This is a genomic window from Methylobacter sp. (assembly GCF_023227905.1).
GTDB lineage: Bacteria > Pseudomonadota > Gammaproteobacteria > Methylococcales > Methylomonadaceae > Methylobacter_A.
In genome coordinates, this window is the sequence record NZ_JALOCF010000025.1 from 38856 (window position 1) to 55673 (window position 16818).

The following is a 16818-nucleotide window of genomic DNA, read 5'->3' on the forward strand; positions in this document are numbered from 1 at the left end:
AGCAATCGAAGCGCCGGAAAAGCTTCCGCTCCTCGGCAACTGCTCCTGCTCCTGCATTGCTGATGGCCTCCTTATTTCCATGTGCTCTGTTTTCTTCGTGCTTTTCGTGCCTTTCGTGGACTACGCTTTTTTTATCATGCATATGCGTAACATCAACCTTTAATACAAATCACCGGCTCCAGTTTGGCGACTTTCCGGGCCAGGCCTGCCCGGTCCGCTACATCCACTACTGCACTGACATCTTTATAGGCCAGAGGCGCTTCTTCGGCCACGCCGCGCATCGACGGGCTGCGGATAATAATGCCTCGCGCAGCCAGTTCGTCGACCACTAATCGGCCTTGCCAGTGCTTGCTTGCCTGGCTGCGGCTCATTGCCCGCCCGGCACCATGACAGGCCGAGCTGAACGAGTTTTTTTCGCTTTCCTTAGTACCGCACAGCACGTAAGAGCTGGTGCCCATGGAGCCGCCGATCAGCACCGGCTGGCCGACATCTTTGAAAACGGGCGGCAAATCGGGATGGCCGGGACCGAACGCGCGGGTTGCGCCTTTGCGATGCACATACAGCGGCTTTTTTTTGCCGTCAACCGTGTGGTGTTCCAGCTTGCAGGTATTATGCGAGACGTCGTACAGCAGGCTGAGATGGATGCCCGGGAATACTTTCTCAACAGCCTGTCGGGTTAGATGGGTGATGATCTGGCGGTTCGCTAACGCACAGTTGATGCCCGCCCGCATCGCGCCCAGATATTTCTTGCCTAGTGGCGAATTTAACGGTGCGCAGGCCAGTTCGCGGTCCGGCAGCGTAATTTGGTATTGGGGCGCCGCTATCGCCATGTCTTTCAGAAACTCGGTGCCGATTTGATGCCCCAGCCCTCGGGAGCCGCAGTGAATGGTGATGACCACGCTATCCTTGCGCAGACCGAAAGCCTTGGCGATTTCCGGGTCGTAAATCTCCGCGACGCGCTGTACTTCCAGATAATGGTTGCCCGAGCCGAGCGTGCCCATTTCATCTTTCTGCCGTTCGCGGGCTTTAGGGGAAACGTAGTGCGCTTCGGCACCGGCCATGCAACCGTGTTCTTCGATGCGCTCCAGATCCTGCTCTTCGCCAAAACCCTGTTCAAGCGCCCAACGCGCGCCGCCTGTCAACATGCCGTGCATGCTGTCATGATTCAAATGTATTCGTCCCCGGCTGCCGACGCCGGCAGGGACCGAGCGATATAGCACATCCGCCAGCGCTTGTTTATGCGGCTGTAGCTGGTCTACCGTAAGGCCGGTGTGCAAGGTGCGCACACCGCAGGAAATATCGAAGCCTACGCCTCCGGCCGAGACGATGCCGCCCTGATCGGGATCGAAAGCGGCGACACCGCCGATAGGAAAGCCGTAACCCCAGTGTGCATCCGGCATCGCATAGGCGGCCTCAACGATGCCCGGCAAGGTCGCGACATTGGCGAGCTGCTCGTAAACTTTCTGGTCCATCGCCTCCAACAATTGTTCGTCGGCATAAATAATCGCAGGAACACGCATGGCCCCTTTGGGTTGGATTTCCCAGCAGGTTGCGTTGCGTTGTACAAATTGGCTGATATCCATTGTATAGCTCCTCTAAACATCGACAATACATTGGGCAACCCACCAGTCATCGGCTTGTTGATAGACATGTAAAGCGGTAAAAGTAGCGCCTTTAATTTCTACCGCAGGTTGATGTTTTTGCTGGTCAACGGCTTCACCAAAGGCTGACGCCGATAATTTGCCATCATCAATCACTACCTCATAGCGATTGAACAGTAGACGGTGTGCGGACATTTCGTAAATCAGCTCATTGATCCAGCTGACCAGCAGCAGTTCATTGTCGGGCGCTTCGCAATGGATGCAGACGACTTTCGATGCCGACACCAGATCAAGATGGGTGACTACGCCAGTCATCGCAACCGCAGCCTGTTCGAATGCCTGCTCAAGCGTGGGCGCAATGCCGCGGATGCCGATGTCCGCGCCGTGTTCAAAATGTTCCCAGTAGGGTGTGGCTAATTTGCTGTTCATTGGTCGACCCCGCTTTACGGATTATGTCAGACGATTTTAAGAGTAAATACGCGCCTATTCCCACCATCACCAGGCCGCTGATTAATTTGAGCCAACGGCCTTCTTTTTCCTGTAGCCGTCGCTGGCTCAGCGTGATGATGCCGATGGCTAGAATGATCATGTCATCGAACATATAAGCCAGGTTGTACAGCAGCAAATAGCCGTAATAGCTCGTGGCGCTTAGCTGTTTCATGGTCAGAATCCGTGTGTACAGGGCCGGAAATCCCGAGGTGCACATGAATTCGACAACCTGCACCAAAAGAGCCAGCAGCACCGTCCCGAGCAATGCTCCTGTCAGGTTCTGCGCCTGAAGAACTTGCCGGATTTTGGCATAAATGCCCGGTTTGGCAGAGTCAGGAATCGATAGCGACACGCCTTGGCCGGGAAACCAGAAATCCTTGAGATTAATTAGCCCGGCCAGCAAGGCAATGGATGCGATGACGATTTCCGAGAAACGCGACAGGCCGATCAACAGGAACAGGTTGAGCCATGCCGCCATGAAAATGAAATAAACCAGTCCTTCCACGGCCACGAAGGTGCCGGCGATGGTGAACATCCGCATCCGGTCCTTCATGGACGCAAGCAGCGAGATCATTAGCATCAAAACCCACAGCGAGCAGGGATTGAAACCGTCCAGTAGGCCCATCGCCAGCGTGAACAGCGTTAATCCAAGCTCGTCCAGCGACAGTCTGTAGCCGAGGAAATAGATGTGTTGATCAGCTTCGCAAGGCAAGGTTGCCTTGATATCGCAACTGCCCGCATCATCCTGAGTTTTGGGTGTTTGGGCTTTAGCGAGCGCGTTACGGATAAGCTGCTCAGTGCGGGTCTCTTTTGAATAACCAATGATCAATTGCTCGCCTATCCTGAAAGCGGGCACTCTTGCGGTCTTTATGCCTTGATTGCTGGATAGAAGCTGCAAGCGCTCCAGCGCGGAGGGTTCCTGAATGACGTCATGAATTATGATGCTAAGCGCCGGCTGTTCCTGTTTAAGGGACTGCAAAAACGCTTTCGCATCAGCACAGTGCGGGCAGCCCTGCCGCACGAAAACCTCAATATCGGCCGATTCGGCTTTTGCAGGTAAAGCGGGTGTTGTCTCCGTGAATGCCGTGGCACTCAAGCCGAAAGTCGATAGCCATACGAAAACCAAAAGCCATCGGCTGACAAGCAATCCAGCTATCGATTTCAAGATACCCCCTCGTTAACGTCCGATTTTATGCGGCATGGGGCAAAACAACATTTTGCGGATACCGATTTCTCTGCCCAGCAATATTTCTTATACCTGAGTTGCAGTGGGATATCGAGAATATACTCTCAATGAGCCCCGATGAAATACGTAGTTCAACTTATTGAAACATAATGAAATAAATTTATGATATCGGTAATGATTTCTCTGTCCGGTTATTGCATTTTAAAATCGGTATAACCTCTCATTGGACTTCATCGTCAATGTGAATCTCATTAACAAAGGAGAACGCCATGAGAAGAATCTATTTTTTATCCCCCGATCTCGCCACTACCCATAAAATCGTCGACGAGCTCCGGGCTGAAGGTCTAGACGATCAACATATTCATATTCTTGCGAAAAGGGATACGCCGCTTGAAGATATGCCTGAAGCCGGAATAAGCATAAAAACGGATTTTCTTCCTGCGGTTGAGCGCGGCATGGCATTAGGCGGCACCACCGGATTATTGGCCGGCTTAATCGGTTTGCGTCTTGCCGGGTTTGCGGTTGCGGGAGGACCGCTTTTGGGGATCGTCATTGCCGGTGCAACCATCGGATCGATGATGAGCGGTTTAATGGGAATGAACTCGGGCAATACCCGGTTACAGAAGTTTGAAGAAGCCATCGAAAACGGCGAGCTTCTGGTTCTGGTAGACATTCCCAAAGAACGTATAGAAGAAATCAAGCAACTGGTAAAAAAACATCATCCCGATGTGGATTTTGAAGGTGTTGAACCGTTTCTGCCGCCAACGTTACCCTCATCATAAGCGTTACATTTATATCAGACCCACAGCCTGAATATTTTTGTAAGATTTATCGTTCTCCTAAAGGCTTACGGTAATAAGTACCTGAATATAAGTTTTCAGCTAGGGTTCAAAGCCGGAGTGCAGGCTCTGCCTGCTTTGCAAGTGGAGCTTGCACTCCAAAATACCGGAAAAATTTTAGCTCGATTCCCTATCCTGGCCGGCAAAGGAGAATTTCAATGATTACCAGCGCCTTATTCATTGCTGTCTGTTTTCTGGCTTATGCCAACGGCGCCAACGACAATTTTAAAGGTGTGGCGACCTTATTCGGCAGCGGCACGGCAAATTACCGACTGGCTTTAAGCTGGGCAACGCTGACGACGCTGGCCGGATCGATTTGCGCATTGTTTCTGGCGCAAACTTTAATAGTCAAATTCTCCGGCAAAGGCCTGGCGCCTGACGAACTGATTCAATCACTGCCGTTCATGATTGCGGTAGCCGGTGGCGCAGGGATGACAGTGGTTTTGGCGACCCGCTTCGGTTTTCCGATTTCCACCACGCATGCCTTGCTGGGGGCGATGGCGGGCAGTACGCTGTTGGCAACGGCGGGCGACTTGAATCCGGCACCCTTGTTAAACAATTTTGTGTTGCCGCTGCTGTTAAGCCCGATTGCCGCGCTGTTGCTGGCGGCGTTGTTGCACCGGCTTCAACATAAACTGTTCATGTTTAATCAACCTTTGTGCTTATGCGTTGAACAACCTGAAAGCCTTCAATTTGCAGATTCTCCCCATGCAACAATGACAGCCGATCTTTCTCAGCTCAGTGTGGACACACAGGCCGCTTGTGCTGAACGCGATGCAGGCGTCATGTTAGGCTTTGATGCCGGGCGCATGCTAAACAGCTTGCATTTTTGCAGTGCCGGGGCCGTGTGTTTTGCCCGCGGCCTCAACGATACGCCTAAAATAGCCGCATTATTGTTGCTGGCGCCCGGCTTTAGTTTGCAATGGACTATCGTCGTGGTTGCCGTGGCGATGCTGTTGGGTGGCGTGTTCAACGCCCGCCGGGTAGCGGAAACCATGAGCCATAAAATCGTTCCTATTACACCGGTCCAAGGCTTGTCAGCCAATTTGACCACCGCCTTGCTGGTGATTTTTGCCAGTGAATTCGGCATGCCGGTATCCACGACCCATGTTTCGGTCGGCGCCTTGTTCGGCATAGGACTGACCGGCGGCAAGGCCAACACAGAGGTGATAACATCCATTGCCTTATCCTGGTTGCTGACGCTGCCTTGCGCTGCCTTATGCTCGGCTGCAATCTATGCTTGCTACCGGTAAGCAACAATGAATATCAGGTTTTTTTCTGCAAGGTAGAAATCAATGAATAACATCATTTTGGAATCCACGCTGGTCTGCCCGGTGTGCGGCCACAGCAAAACCGAGCAAATGCCCACAGATGCCTGTCAATGGTTTTACGAATGCGAAAGCTGCCATAACTTACTAAAACCAAAATCCGGCGATTGTTGCGTATTTTGCTCTTATGGCAGCGTCCCTTGTCCTCCGGTTCAGAATCAGGATAAACATTCGGGCTGCTGCGAGTGATGAGCCGAGTTCCTACAATTGACGCGGTTCAATTGCGAAGGGATTTGAGAGTCAACATGAAAAGAGTGTTTATCGTATTTTTGATGGCTTTACCGGTGCAGCATCTTGCTGCCGAACCCCAACTGCCGCTTGGCGAATTCAGCCGCAACCGTCTGGATGGTTGGGAGCACAAGCGTTTTAAAGACGAAACCCGTTACCAGTTGCAAACCCTGGATGGCGTCGTGGCGCTAAAAGCCGACAGTCAAGCCGCAGCTTCAGGATTATTCAAGGAACAACGCATCGATCTCGAGAAAACGCCGTTCCTGAATTGGTCGTGGCGCATTGCCAATCGCTTGAGCGGACTGAATGAGCAAAGCAAGGCCGGTGACGATTATGCCGCCCGTATTTATGTCGTGGTCAAGGGTGGCCTGGCGTTTTGGCAAACCAAGGCAATTAATTATGTCTGGGCGAGCAATACATCAAAGGGTAAAGTCTGGCCTAATGCCTTTGCCGGCGACCATGCGATGATGATAGCTCTGCGCGACCCGGAAGCATCGACAAATGTCTGGTACAGCGAAAAGCGTAATGTCCGTGACGATCTGCAAAAGCTGCTCGGCGAAGATTTTCGGTTTATCGATGCAGTGGCGCTGATGACCGATACTGATAATGGCGGCGGGCAAGTTTTCGCCTTTTATGGCGATATTTGGTTTTCCCAGGATTAATACATGCACGATACCCAACCGCTGCTGGCGCTTGCCGAAGATGTAAATCTTCATGCCCTTGATTTAACCGGCGTCGCCTTGGAGTGCAAGCTCCGCTTGCAAAGCAGGCAGAGCCTGCACTCCAGTATTGAGCCTTAGCTGGAAACTTATATTCAGGCACTTAGTTTTGAAAAACAGCATGACTGAGTTTTCCGAGCCTACACCCATCAACCCGTAATTAGAACCAATGGAGCGCATCACATGAATAGCCATTCACTCGTGGAGTTTTTTAAAAAGCAGGTCCTTGATTTTCCAAATAACATGGAGAAAGCCGCCTACTGGAATACCAAGTTCGACCATTTCGCCCGATTATTCAGTCATTTGTCCGGAAGGCCTTTTGCTTTCAATGTTGCCATAGGCGTTATTCTGATCTGGTTTATCAGCGGCCCCCTTTTTGGTTTTAGCGATACTTGGCAGCTGATCATCAATACCGCAACGACCATCATTACCTTTCTGATGGTGTTCCTGATTCAGCACACCCAAAACCGGGATACGGAAGCTATGCAAGTAAAATTGGATGAATTGATTCGGGCTTTTGGAGGCGCCAATAATGCACTGCTTGATTTAGAAGAAATAGAAGAGGAAGAACTCATATTGTTGCGCCAACATTACATAGCATTGGCGAAAGAAGCCAGAGAGGCAAAGAAAGAAGCGGATAAGTCCAAGCGAGCCACTTACTAAAGACTGTTGAACAACCTGTCTGGAAAAAATAAACGTGGTTTCCGGACTTTTTAAGGTTTCAAAAAAGTCCGGTAGCGATCAAATATCTCTGGTATGGCTAGTCGCCGACCAGCTCACGGCATGAGATAACCCCATGTGGGTTTGAAGCCCGGTAGAGCGTATCGTGCGCCCTACCGGGCTGAATTATAACTTGAGGTTTTCCGGCCAGAGAAAGTAAAAACCAAACTTTGGGCTTTTACGAAATTCGCCGCCAACTTCCTTGCCTTTAGTTGTGAGGTAATGCTTTCCTTCTTTTAGCTCAAGGTGGCCAGTGAAAACCAATTTTTCAATTAACTCGTTGGTTTTGATTCCGAATTTTTGGGCTAACTTGGATGAAGTAAGTTTATCTAAGGATTCCCCGGTTTCCGTCCCATTTTCAGGTTCGCTTGTTACCCGTTCGAGTGAAATACGAACCTCATCACTGATACGGATAATACGCTGTGCTTCTTCGTAGGCATCTTTGTAGAGATCGACATCATCAGGCCGACGAATTAAAACGCCCATTTCGTTGTTATTGACTTGGCTAAATTCGTAGAGATTAAGGCTGGTAATGATGCATAGTTCTTCATTGAGGTAACATTTCGCGTGAAGATTCTTACAAAAACTGGTGCGGATATAAGTGAGTTCTTTGAGCCAGTTAATTTCTTCGGGTTGAAGCTCGCTTTTTCCGTACACTATACGGACATCAATTTTCAAGCGATTCTTGTCAGCTAAAAGCTCCTTCATTCTATCGTTGAGCTTCAAAAATGGGCTAATCAAGATAAGCCTATCTTTGGCATCTTTGATTAGCTCTTCGAGGTAATAGTTTGTTGCGCTGGTATTTAAAAACTTTGCCATTCGATGCTCTTTATGTTGAATATTAAATTTAGCGAAATTATTGGTGAACGCCTAACGTAAAGCTAACCAGGCACGGCCCAGAAAGCGAAAAATAAAACCGTATTATAACCGCGCTCCGGTTGAACTCCATGTTCAGATTGTGGTTCGCTATCGCTCACACAATCTAACCTTATTCGTTAGGGCGGGGATTTATAAGCATAGCCCGGTAGGGGGCGCATCGCGCCCCGTTTACAAACGCCAAAAGTCGGGTTGCTTTCAAAGCATTCCAACGGACAATTCATATCAAGAATCAAAATGCCCAGTACGCTTGGGTTCCGAAATGGGCACGATGCGCCCCTACCGGGCTTGAGAGGCTGGATGTGTGGTTGCAAGACCTGACCCCGTGCTTTTGTGCTAACCCAACTACGAACTCATTTCGCCTCGTCAACCATTCGCTTGGTTTTTTCCTCAACTTCTCTGGCAATTTGCGCCAATGCGGCATCTTGGGATAACGCCGAAAGCATTTCAGCCGGCTCGATCAGGCCGATCTTCGTTTTACCTTTTTCCGTGAACACCGAGATACGACACGGTAGCGCCATGTTTAGACGCATATCGGTTGACAGAACCTTCGCGGCCTGCTCCGGATTGCAGACCTCGAAAATCTTGCACTGCTCATCAAATGAAATGCCTTTACTGCGAAGGGCGGTCCCTAAATCGTGGACGTACAGCACCCCAAAACCGTGCCGTTTAACTGCTGAATCAAGGTCCACCGACGCCTGTTCGAATGATTTTCCGGTCTCAACAATGTAGTACATGGGTCACCTCCATCTTTGTAGTCAACACATAATGTAAAGCTAACCGGGCGCGGCTCGGAAAGCTGAAAAACAAAATCGCATTATAACCGCGCTCCGGTTGAACGCCATGGTTAGGCATGGAAGTTTGCCACCCGAATGGAGTTGCATTTGAAGTTACCACCCATCCCATAACAAGACTCCATAGAAATTGTGAAAGGCTCACTGCTTTCGATTGAAATCTCATCAATGACATTTGCAGCCCGGTAGGGGCGCGATGCGCCCTTACCGGGCTGCGGCGTTGCCCCCGTCGGTTATGAAATCGAATTCCATGTTGAATTTTTTCGCCAAAACCTCGGTATTGCTGTGCGGTTGCTTACCGGTCAGGGTAGGGCCGACGATGTCTGGCAGGTTTTGCACGGCATCCATGCCGGGTTTGAGGAAGGCTTCGATACGCCGGATCTCCAGCAAGCCGCCGCAATGTTAAAGGCTTGGGTTGCAACTGACTGACATGATTAAAGCGAATTCAGCTGACATTTCGATCAATTGATAAAGTCAATTGCGGACATCTCAGCGTCTGCTTCGCAGGTATTGAGCCCCAGTCGGCAAGCGATATGGCTTAATTCAGCGACTGTGATGGCAATGCCGAAGTCGTTTTGAATGGCGGCTCCTAAATCATCAACCGTTTCGATGAATCGGCTTGTTTGCTTGTCTCCGCAGGTCGTAGTTAACGTTCTGTTAAACAGATGAATGCGGCCTTGTTCGGTATTACGGCACATTAGCAGATTATCGGGAAATGGCGCCAGACGGGATCGGCTCCAGGTTGAACAGACCACATTGGCGGCTTCCAGATCGCAACGCTGAACTTTCGTCCGGTCGAATCCGTACAAGGCAAACCAATCGCCATCTTGGCGCTTTTCAACGACCATTTCGCTGCTGGCTCGATCAGTCCTGATGCGGAACATGTCCTGGTCCTGGAGCTGGATTTGATCGTTGCAGACCAACAGCGGGCGCCTGGGGCAGGGGCCGCCGAAACCGGCGTCAACCAGCCATAAATCGTCTTCAATGTCGACCAGGAAAGCCAGATGAGCGCGCGGTCCGCCTTCGGACCGGCCCATCCGAACCCTGGCTAAAACAGGCTCGAAGCTAAAGCCTAGCGCCGTCAATGCAAGCCCTAATAAGCCGTTTAATTCCAGGCAGTAACCGCCCCGTCCTTCATCAAGGATTTTCTTGCTTATCGCTGACGGTTCCAAATCGGGCAATATATTGCGTAGCGGAAAGATATTTTCGAAAGCGATGGTTATGAGCTGCGACTGTTGCAGTTGCGCCAAACCTTTTGCCGTGGTTTCGGGTTTGGTAATGTTTAGCCTGTTCAGGTATTTGTCCAGTTCGAATGTCATGAAAGAAGTTGATGAATGTAGTTAAAGTCTGTTGAAGAATTATCCGCGCAGATGGAGTTGAAAGTAGTCACGGAAAGGTCAATAAAATGTCAGGCTTGTAAGATACTTCTTCGAAGAGCGTTTTCCAAGCCAGGTAGGGGGCGCATCGCGCCCCGTTTATAACCGCCAGAAGGTCGAGTTGCTTTCAAAGCATTCCAATGGACCATTCATTTCAATAATCAAAATGCCCAGTACGCTTGGGCTCCGAAATGGGGCGCGATGCGCCCCCTACCGGGTTAAGAAATGCATAATGCTAACAATGCCGGGTGTGAGCTATTTTTTAGCTTTATAGCTGTCGGCAAATGCCGGCAGGATAACCAGCGTGCAAATAACCATCAGGGTCAAGCCGATGGTCAGCAGTTGTCCCATGCTCGCCAAGCCCGGATGCGGCGTGAACGCCATACTGACCAAACTACAAAGCGTGGTCATTTCGCCGAAAACCACCCCTCTTGCCGTGCTGGTGTCCAATACGCTGTCTTCCTGGTCGGGATTGCGCAGACGATCGACAATAAAGATGCCGGCATCGACGCCAAGCCCGAACAGCAACGGTATGACGACGATATTGGCAAAGTTGAACGGATTGTCCATGACCACCGTTGAGGCGCCGGTCAGGATGCCCGTCATCAGTAAGGGTAGAAGAATCAGCAGCGTATCCTTGATACTGCGCCGGGAGAGCAGCAAAATCACAACGATGGCTCCCAGTGCGCTGACCAGCGCCTGTCTAAAGGCTCCGACAATCGCGTTGCCGGATTCCAGGTAAATGACCGGTAAATCCGTGGCGTCGGGCGCCAGTTGCCGGACTTCGGCAACAAAGTCGTTCAGATTTTTCTGATCGTTGAGATCCTTGCTGGGCAATACCATGATCCGGTAAATGCCGTCTTTACTGAGCCAGCGTTCGGACAGGTCGCGAGGCAGGTTATCGATCGTAACAAAGTCCGCTTTCAGCCCTTTTAATAGCATGTTCATGGTGTCGGGCAGCGTGCCCAATAGACTGAACTGCAACTTGCCCAGCTTCGCTGCTTTTTCCGCTTCGGATGCCGGTTGCAGCGTAGCGACAAAGCTCTCCAGGTCTTCGCGCAACATATGCAAGGTAAGCGACAGCTCATCGTCCGGTTTTTGAGTTAAATGTTGGTCGATGGCCTGATTAAGTTTCTCCAGCGCCGCGATGTTGTCTGAGGTGCTGCTTTCCTGAACGGGAGGGAAGGTGGTTAACTGTATCCCCATGACCAAGGACAAATCCTCAAGAATGGCCAGCTTGGCTTCCTGATTGTCGGGAATATAGTCGAAAATCGTGATCGCATTTTCGACCGATTTCCGTTGTTTCAGCTTCCGGGCTTTGGTTAGCGCCTCATTGCTGTTTTTGGCTAAGACGGTTAAGGTCATCGGCGACGACTCCTTGGTTTTCAGCAATTCCTTGAACGTGGTGACAGACTCGGTATCGGGGTCGCGCAAATTAATCGGGTTGGAATCGAAGCGGGCCTGAGTCAGCAAAGCCAGTCCGGCGATTGCCAATGCGACTGCCGCCCATTTGACCAAAGTCGCATGTTGCATCGGAAAGCGGTAAACCCAATCCGGAAACAGGCTCTCGGACTTTTCGGCCGACGGCAACTCCAGCGGGAATAACTTCAACAACGCTGGCAACGCTATCAGCGTAATCAACAGCGAGATGAATATGCCCACGCCGGAGATGATGCCCAGTTCGGAAACGCCGGTGTAGGCGGTCGGGACAAAGGCAAAAAATCCGGTCGCCCCTGCAAGCGCGCACAGGGTAATGGAGGGGCCTACATGGCGCACCGCGCCGATCAGCGCCTGCGGCCGGGATAGATTCTGACGCAATAATTCCCGATAGCGCAGGCATGTTTGAACCGCGTAATCGTCGCCGATACCGATATACAAAGTCGCAAAAGAGACTGACAGAATATTAAGGTGCCCGATGGCCAGCGTGGCAAAACCGGCGGTCAATATCAAGCCCATTATGATGACGGTTAAGGTGATCAGCATCAGTCTTATCGAACGATAACCGGTTATTAACGTCAGGCAGACCAGGATCAGCGAGGCTATCGAAGCCATTTCGGCGCTGTAGGTCACGGTGGCCAACTCGTCGTGTTCCAGCACGACTTCGCCGGTCAAGCGTATGCTGACGCCCGGCAGTTCTTGTTCGGCCTTTTCCACAATAGCCCGCACCGCCGCCAGCGGTTCCTCGGCAGGCGTCATTTTGTCGAAGTCCAGTATCGGCTTGACCAGGATAAAGCGCTGGGTGCTCAATAAATCCTGGTCTTCCCCAATCATCATTTGCTGCCAGGACACTGGGTAAGATTTGCCATCCAGCGCCGCGCGGATCGCCAGGCGTATTTTATCGAGCAAGGGATTCAGGTCGACCGGCAGCTCCTGCTCTTGCTCGGTAATAGCCAAGGCGATAACATCGAGCAAACTCTTCAGGCTGTTGTCTTTGGACAACGTACCGATAAAGGGCTGGGCTTTGGTCAATCCGGCAGCCAATTCCTCAACTTCGTTCAGGTCGAGATAAAGCAGGCCATGCCGGTCGAAAAACTCCCCGGCACCGGGAATATAGACCGATTGTATCTGCTGTTTTTCATTCCTGAATCGTGTTCCAAGGTAATTAAGCGCCTGTGTGGTCTGTTCCGGCGTTTTGGCATCGACAACGACCAATATGGCCTGGTCGTCTTGCGGAAAAGCTTCGATGAAGCGTTTCCTGTCCTGTTGAAAAGGCAAATCCTCCGACAATATCTTGGTCGTGTCGGTATCGATACTCAGGTGCCGGATGGTATAAAACAAGCTGAGCCCGCAAAGCAGACAGATCAGCAGAAGCAACGTTTTCGGATAGCGCAACACGCCATTTTCCAAGCGGGCGAGCCATTGACTGTAAATTTCGGAAATTTTCTTCATGCCGCACCTCTGCTTTCGTATCGGCGAGAATCAAGGGCTACTGCCTAAATCCAGATCCTGTCTAAGCCTGTTATGGGCTTGTCGAATGGGATGAGCGGATTTACGCCAAGCTAAATGGTTTTTACGCACAGGATGTGCTTCTCCCGTTTGCCGCGCCGAGCACCGGAGCTTTTGCCGAGAATGGCCCGTAAGGGGTGCGGCAGGGAGGCCGCACGTTGGTAGAGGGGCAGGAGCCCCTTCTGCCGACCCTCGGCAAAAGCGAGGAGCGCAGGACACAAGCGGCAACCGGGCCGCCTTTCTTTTGGATACTTTTCTTTGGCGGAGCACAAATTCGCCTGGAGCGAATTTGAACAGCCATGAGGCTGGCCCGCAGGGCGAAAACCAGGGAGGGTTTTCGTAGTGAAAAGTATCTCGCCTTCGGGTGCGAGAACCCGATTCTAATAAACTGTCGCGTTAGCGACGCCTTAAATTTAAATTCGACTGAATGCGTAACATCAGATATTAATATTGACCGGATACTAGGCCAATTTGGGAAAACACCACGCCGCTACGCCGTACAAAATAACCGCCAGTAAGATCAATACGGTAAAGCCGAACTGCATCGCAATTAGGGTTGCCAATATCGCGCTGATAACCGAGGCACAGCCGTTAATACCCCAGGCCCACGGTATCAATGCCGGCGCGGTTTGGCTGATTTTAGCCAAGCCCATCGGAAACGGCATGCCCATGCAAAAACCCAGCGGCGCTATCAAAATTATTGAAAACAGGTAGCGGCTCAGGCTGCCTGTTTTCAGCAAAAATTCGCTGATGGACTCAAAACCCAGGCTGTAAACGATGCTCAGCAACGCGATAGCCGCCATCGGCAGCATAAACGCGGACTTTTCAGTGCTGTGTGACAGGTTGGTCGAGTAAAAACTCCCTATCCCGGCAGACAGCAAAAACGTACTCAGTACGACGGTAATCGCGTAAAGCGGATGATGCAGGATCAGGATGAACTTTTGGATGAACCCGATTTCAATGAACAAGAATGCCAGACCCAGGCAGAAGAAATACGCCAGCATGTTCAGGTGATTTCCCGTCCCCGGTTCGATGCCGAGCTTTCCTTTCCATAGCCACAACGGCAACGCGATCAACAATAGGCTGGCGAGTATCGCTTGCGCTAACGCCGCGATTAACAGCAAATAGCCGCTTTCCAGCAGAAAGCTCCCGCCGGTATTCAATAGCGACATTATTTCGGGCAAGGTTTGCCACTTAAAAAAATGGAACAGGTAGGGCTTATTGTCGGTCGCAGCTTCGATATTGAATTTATAGGCATCGATAAACGACTGGCTGTTATCGCTCAATAAAGCGATTGCCGCCTCGTACAGATAAGGCTGCTGCTGGATATTAAAGCGATTGGTTTCCGATTCCGATATGCCCGGATAGTAAACCGGATCGAAGCTGCGGTCGTTGCAGAACTGCTTTAAGCGGCTGATTTCTTCTGCGGAAATAAGGCCGTTTTTCACGATTAAAGTGCTGGTTTGCCAGCCGCGTATCATGATGATTTGTTGGCCGGGCTGCCTGACATGGGCGTCTTTAAGCGCGTTAATGACTGTTGCCAGCAGTTTGGGTTCGTCGCGCGGCGGAACCTTAATCCAGCGGGTAATGCTGAGATAACCGTCCGGGCTGACATGGCGCAGATACTCCTGCACGGCCTGTTCGGTATAAAGGTAGTTTTCAGCCATTGAATAAAGGCCCGCCGCCGATGCGCCAAACGCATCCAGTAATGAGATATTAACCAGGTCATAGGTCTTATTCGTCGCTGCAAGATAGCCGCGGGCTTCGTCAATATGAACACTCACATGATGAGCGCTGGAATAAAGATTACCGGCAAAATCGGCATATTTTCGCTGAACCAGATCGATGATTTGCGGGTTCAGCTCGACAGCGTCAATGTCCTTAACGGCATGAAAGTTGGCCTGCAAAATATCGCTGCCGGTACCCGAGCCGAGAATCAGGATGTCGGATAATTGCTTGAGATGATAGGGCAGGGCCGACGTGGTTTGATCCAGATAGCCGAGCGTTTCCGGGTTGCCGTTATAACGGGTGATTGCGGTCATGTTGTCGGCGTCGGTAAACACGGCAAGCTGTTCCGGCGGTTCTGTCGTGGCGTTAAGGCTTAAGCCGGGGGCATGGCGTAGCGGCGTGATTTCACTCTTGACCACACTGATCAAGCCCAGCGGGCTGGAGTATCGGCCTACGATTTTTGTGCCGGGCACTTGCAGCAATTGGTTCAGGCTCTTATACGGAGAAACCTTCAGTGTCACCCAATGGGCCGGGGCAAAAATAACTGCCAGCCCGAGGACAGCGGATGCAATAGTCCAGTGTTTGGGGGCGTGAAAGGTATGGATCGACACCAGCAGGGTGGCAAGTATTCCCGACAGCATCAGCACGGTTAATATCTGTTCCGGGAATATGAAGGACAGCAGCAAAATAACACCGACACTGCCCAGGCCTGCGCCAAACAGATCGGCCGCGTAAATGGAGGACACTTGGTCCTTATGGTGGTAAAGAGATAAACCGATAACATTGGCCGCAAAAAAGAAAGGCAACGCCAGCATCAGGTAAATAATGCACAAATACAGTAACTGCATCGGCGACCATGACATTTCTGCCGGGTTGAAAGGAACCTGCTGAGCCAGTAGAAAGCAGGCCGGCGCAAAAACGCTGAACAGCAGCATATTGGTCATTATCGCTGCCGGGAACAGCTGCGTCAGTCGGTCGCGGTTCAGCGCCAGAAATACGCCGCTAATGCCATAGCCCAACAGTGCCAGGCTGATCATCATGTAAGCAAAATGATGCCACTGGATAATCGAAAACAGGCGCATCAATAACACTTCATAGGCCAAGGCAGAGGCCGAGATAAGTGCGACAGCGGCCAGCAGTGATAAACGCGGATTCATTATCACTTCTCCTTATAATGATAGAAAAATCATTTCGTCCACGAAAAGCACGAAAAGCACGAAAATTTTCAAGGCAATAAATCCTTCCCAAGTGCGAGTGGATAATTCAATGCAACAAGCTGGCTGTTTCGTCTCGCCTGCTTTTGGCTTTCGCGGGCAAATTATTAATGCTTGCCGGTGAGCGGGACAAAACTGACCGGCAGAATTTGTTGCGTGGTGATTTTCCCGTCAGCGCCTTTAGTCACCAAAACCAGGTACTGCGTCATAAACTGAGCGCCGACCGGGATGACCATGCGTCCGCCGGGTTTTAGCTGTTTGATCAGCGGCGGCGGTATATGGCTCGCAACGGCGGTTACGACGATGCCATCAAAAGGCGCGGCCTCTTCCCAGCCGTAATAACCGTCCCCGGTTCGGGTATGGACGGCATCGTAACCGGCTTGTTTAAGGTTTTTCTCGGCCTGCCTGGCCAGCGGTTCAATAATTTCTATGGTGTACACGCTATCGGCAAGTTCGGCGAGAATGGCGGCTTGATAGCCCGAGCCGGTGCCGACTTCCAGAACCCGGTCGGTTTTTTTCAGTTTAAGCAGGTCGGTCATGACTGCGACGATATAAGGCTGAGAAATGGTCTGACCGTAACCGATAGAGAGCGGCCGGTTATCGTAGGCATACGGGCGATCGGAATCACGGACAAATTCATGTCTCGGTACCTTGAGCAGGGCTTCTACCACCCGCTCATCAAGCGCTTCCCGGCTCAGAAAGTCGCTGGTCCTTTTTACCTGGGACTTGATAACGGTTACCAGCGCTTGCCGTTGTCGGAAAAAATCATCTTCA

16 protein-coding genes are annotated in these 16818 nt (G+C 51.2%); 6 read left to right on the plus strand and 10 right to left on the minus strand.

All coding sequences use genetic code 11. The annotated features are described in order from the left end of the window. Positions 1–152: 152 nt before the first annotated feature. From M0R47_RS11415 to M0R47_RS11425, 3 genes are read right to left on the minus strand one after another with little or no spacing between them, the layout of a single operon-like run. Positions 153–1583: an RtcB family protein gene (locus M0R47_RS11415; RefSeq protein WP_292554654.1), complete on the minus strand. Its 1431-nt coding sequence runs from the start codon at positions 1581–1583 to the stop codon at positions 153–155. A 12-nt stretch (positions 1584–1595) separates the two neighbouring features. Beyond that, on the minus strand, positions 1596–2030 hold the full coding sequence (locus tag M0R47_RS11420) for an archease (RefSeq protein WP_292554657.1): 435 nt from the start codon (positions 2028–2030) through the stop codon (positions 1596–1598). Continuing rightward, positions 1990–3255 carry a glutaredoxin gene (locus tag M0R47_RS11425; protein ID WP_292554659.1) on the minus strand — a complete coding sequence of 422 codons (1266 nt, stop codon included), beginning with the start codon at positions 3253–3255 and terminating at the stop codon, positions 1990–1992. The genes M0R47_RS11420 and M0R47_RS11425 overlap by 41 nt, the downstream gene beginning before the upstream one ends. A gap of 290 nt (positions 3256–3545) precedes the next feature. Here M0R47_RS11425 and M0R47_RS11430 point away from each other — a divergent pair, with 290 nt between their 5' ends. The 6 genes from M0R47_RS11430 (at position 3546) to M0R47_RS11455 (ending at position 7053) form a co-directional block, all read left to right on the plus strand. Continuing rightward, positions 3546–4058, plus strand: a complete 513-nt coding sequence (locus M0R47_RS11430) for a DUF1269 domain-containing protein (protein ID WP_292554662.1) — start codon at positions 3546–3548, stop codon at positions 4056–4058. 215 nt (positions 4059–4273) lie between these two features. Beyond that, complete coding sequence (locus tag M0R47_RS11435; protein WP_292554665.1) at positions 4274–5368, plus strand: inorganic phosphate transporter; 1095 nt, start codon at positions 4274–4276, stop codon at positions 5366–5368. 42 nt (positions 5369–5410) lie between these two features. Beyond that, a complete protein-coding gene (locus tag M0R47_RS11440; protein WP_292554668.1) occupies positions 5411–5632 on the plus strand; it encodes a GDCCVxC domain-containing (seleno)protein in 222 nt (73 codons plus the stop codon). A gap of 56 nt (positions 5633–5688) precedes the next feature. Continuing rightward, complete coding sequence (locus M0R47_RS11445; protein ID WP_292554671.1) at positions 5689–6333, plus strand: DUF3047 domain-containing protein; 645 nt, start codon at positions 5689–5691, stop codon at positions 6331–6333. A gap of 3 nt (positions 6334–6336) precedes the next feature. Then, positions 6337–6471 (plus strand): hypothetical protein, encoded by a 135-nt coding sequence (locus tag M0R47_RS11450; RefSeq protein ID WP_292554674.1) that lies wholly within the window; start codon positions 6337–6339, stop codon positions 6469–6471. A 102-nt stretch (positions 6472–6573) separates the two neighbouring features. Further along, entirely contained in the window at positions 6574–7053 is a 480-nt protein-coding gene (locus M0R47_RS11455; protein WP_292554677.1) for a low affinity iron permease family protein, read from the plus strand. A 183-nt stretch (positions 7054–7236) separates the two neighbouring features. On the opposite strand, the gene M0R47_RS11460 is transcribed toward M0R47_RS11455, so the two are convergent. The 7 genes from M0R47_RS11460 to M0R47_RS11490 all read right to left on the minus strand — a co-directional run. Then, a complete protein-coding gene (locus M0R47_RS11460; protein WP_292554679.1) occupies positions 7237–7929 on the minus strand; it encodes a phospholipase D family protein in 693 nt (230 codons plus the stop codon). Between the two features lie 410 nt (positions 7930–8339). Continuing rightward, a complete protein-coding gene (locus tag M0R47_RS11465; protein ID WP_292554680.1) occupies positions 8340–8723 on the minus strand; it encodes a DUF302 domain-containing protein in 384 nt (127 codons plus the stop codon). Between the two features lie 261 nt (positions 8724–8984). Further along, the gene (locus M0R47_RS11470) at positions 8985–9170 is read right to left on the minus strand and encodes a hypothetical protein (protein WP_292554683.1); all 186 of its coding nucleotides are present in this window, start codon (positions 9168–9170) and stop codon (positions 8985–8987) included. A 71-nt stretch (positions 9171–9241) separates the two neighbouring features. After that, positions 9242–10099 (minus strand): arylamine N-acetyltransferase, encoded by an 858-nt coding sequence (locus M0R47_RS11475; RefSeq protein WP_292554685.1) that lies wholly within the window; start codon positions 10097–10099, stop codon positions 9242–9244. A gap of 312 nt (positions 10100–10411) precedes the next feature. After that, a complete protein-coding gene (locus M0R47_RS11480; protein ID WP_292554688.1) occupies positions 10412–13045 on the minus strand; it encodes an MMPL family transporter in 2634 nt (877 codons plus the stop codon). A gap of 518 nt (positions 13046–13563) precedes the next feature. Further along, positions 13564–15987, minus strand: coding sequence for an SAM-dependent methyltransferase (locus tag M0R47_RS11485; RefSeq protein ID WP_292554691.1), 2424 nt, complete (start codon positions 15985–15987; stop codon positions 13564–13566). Positions 15988–16151: 164 nt separating this feature from the next. Then, the coding region (locus M0R47_RS11490) for a protein-L-isoaspartate(D-aspartate) O-methyltransferase (RefSeq protein WP_292554694.1) at positions 16152–16818 on the minus strand (667 nt) is incomplete at its 5' end.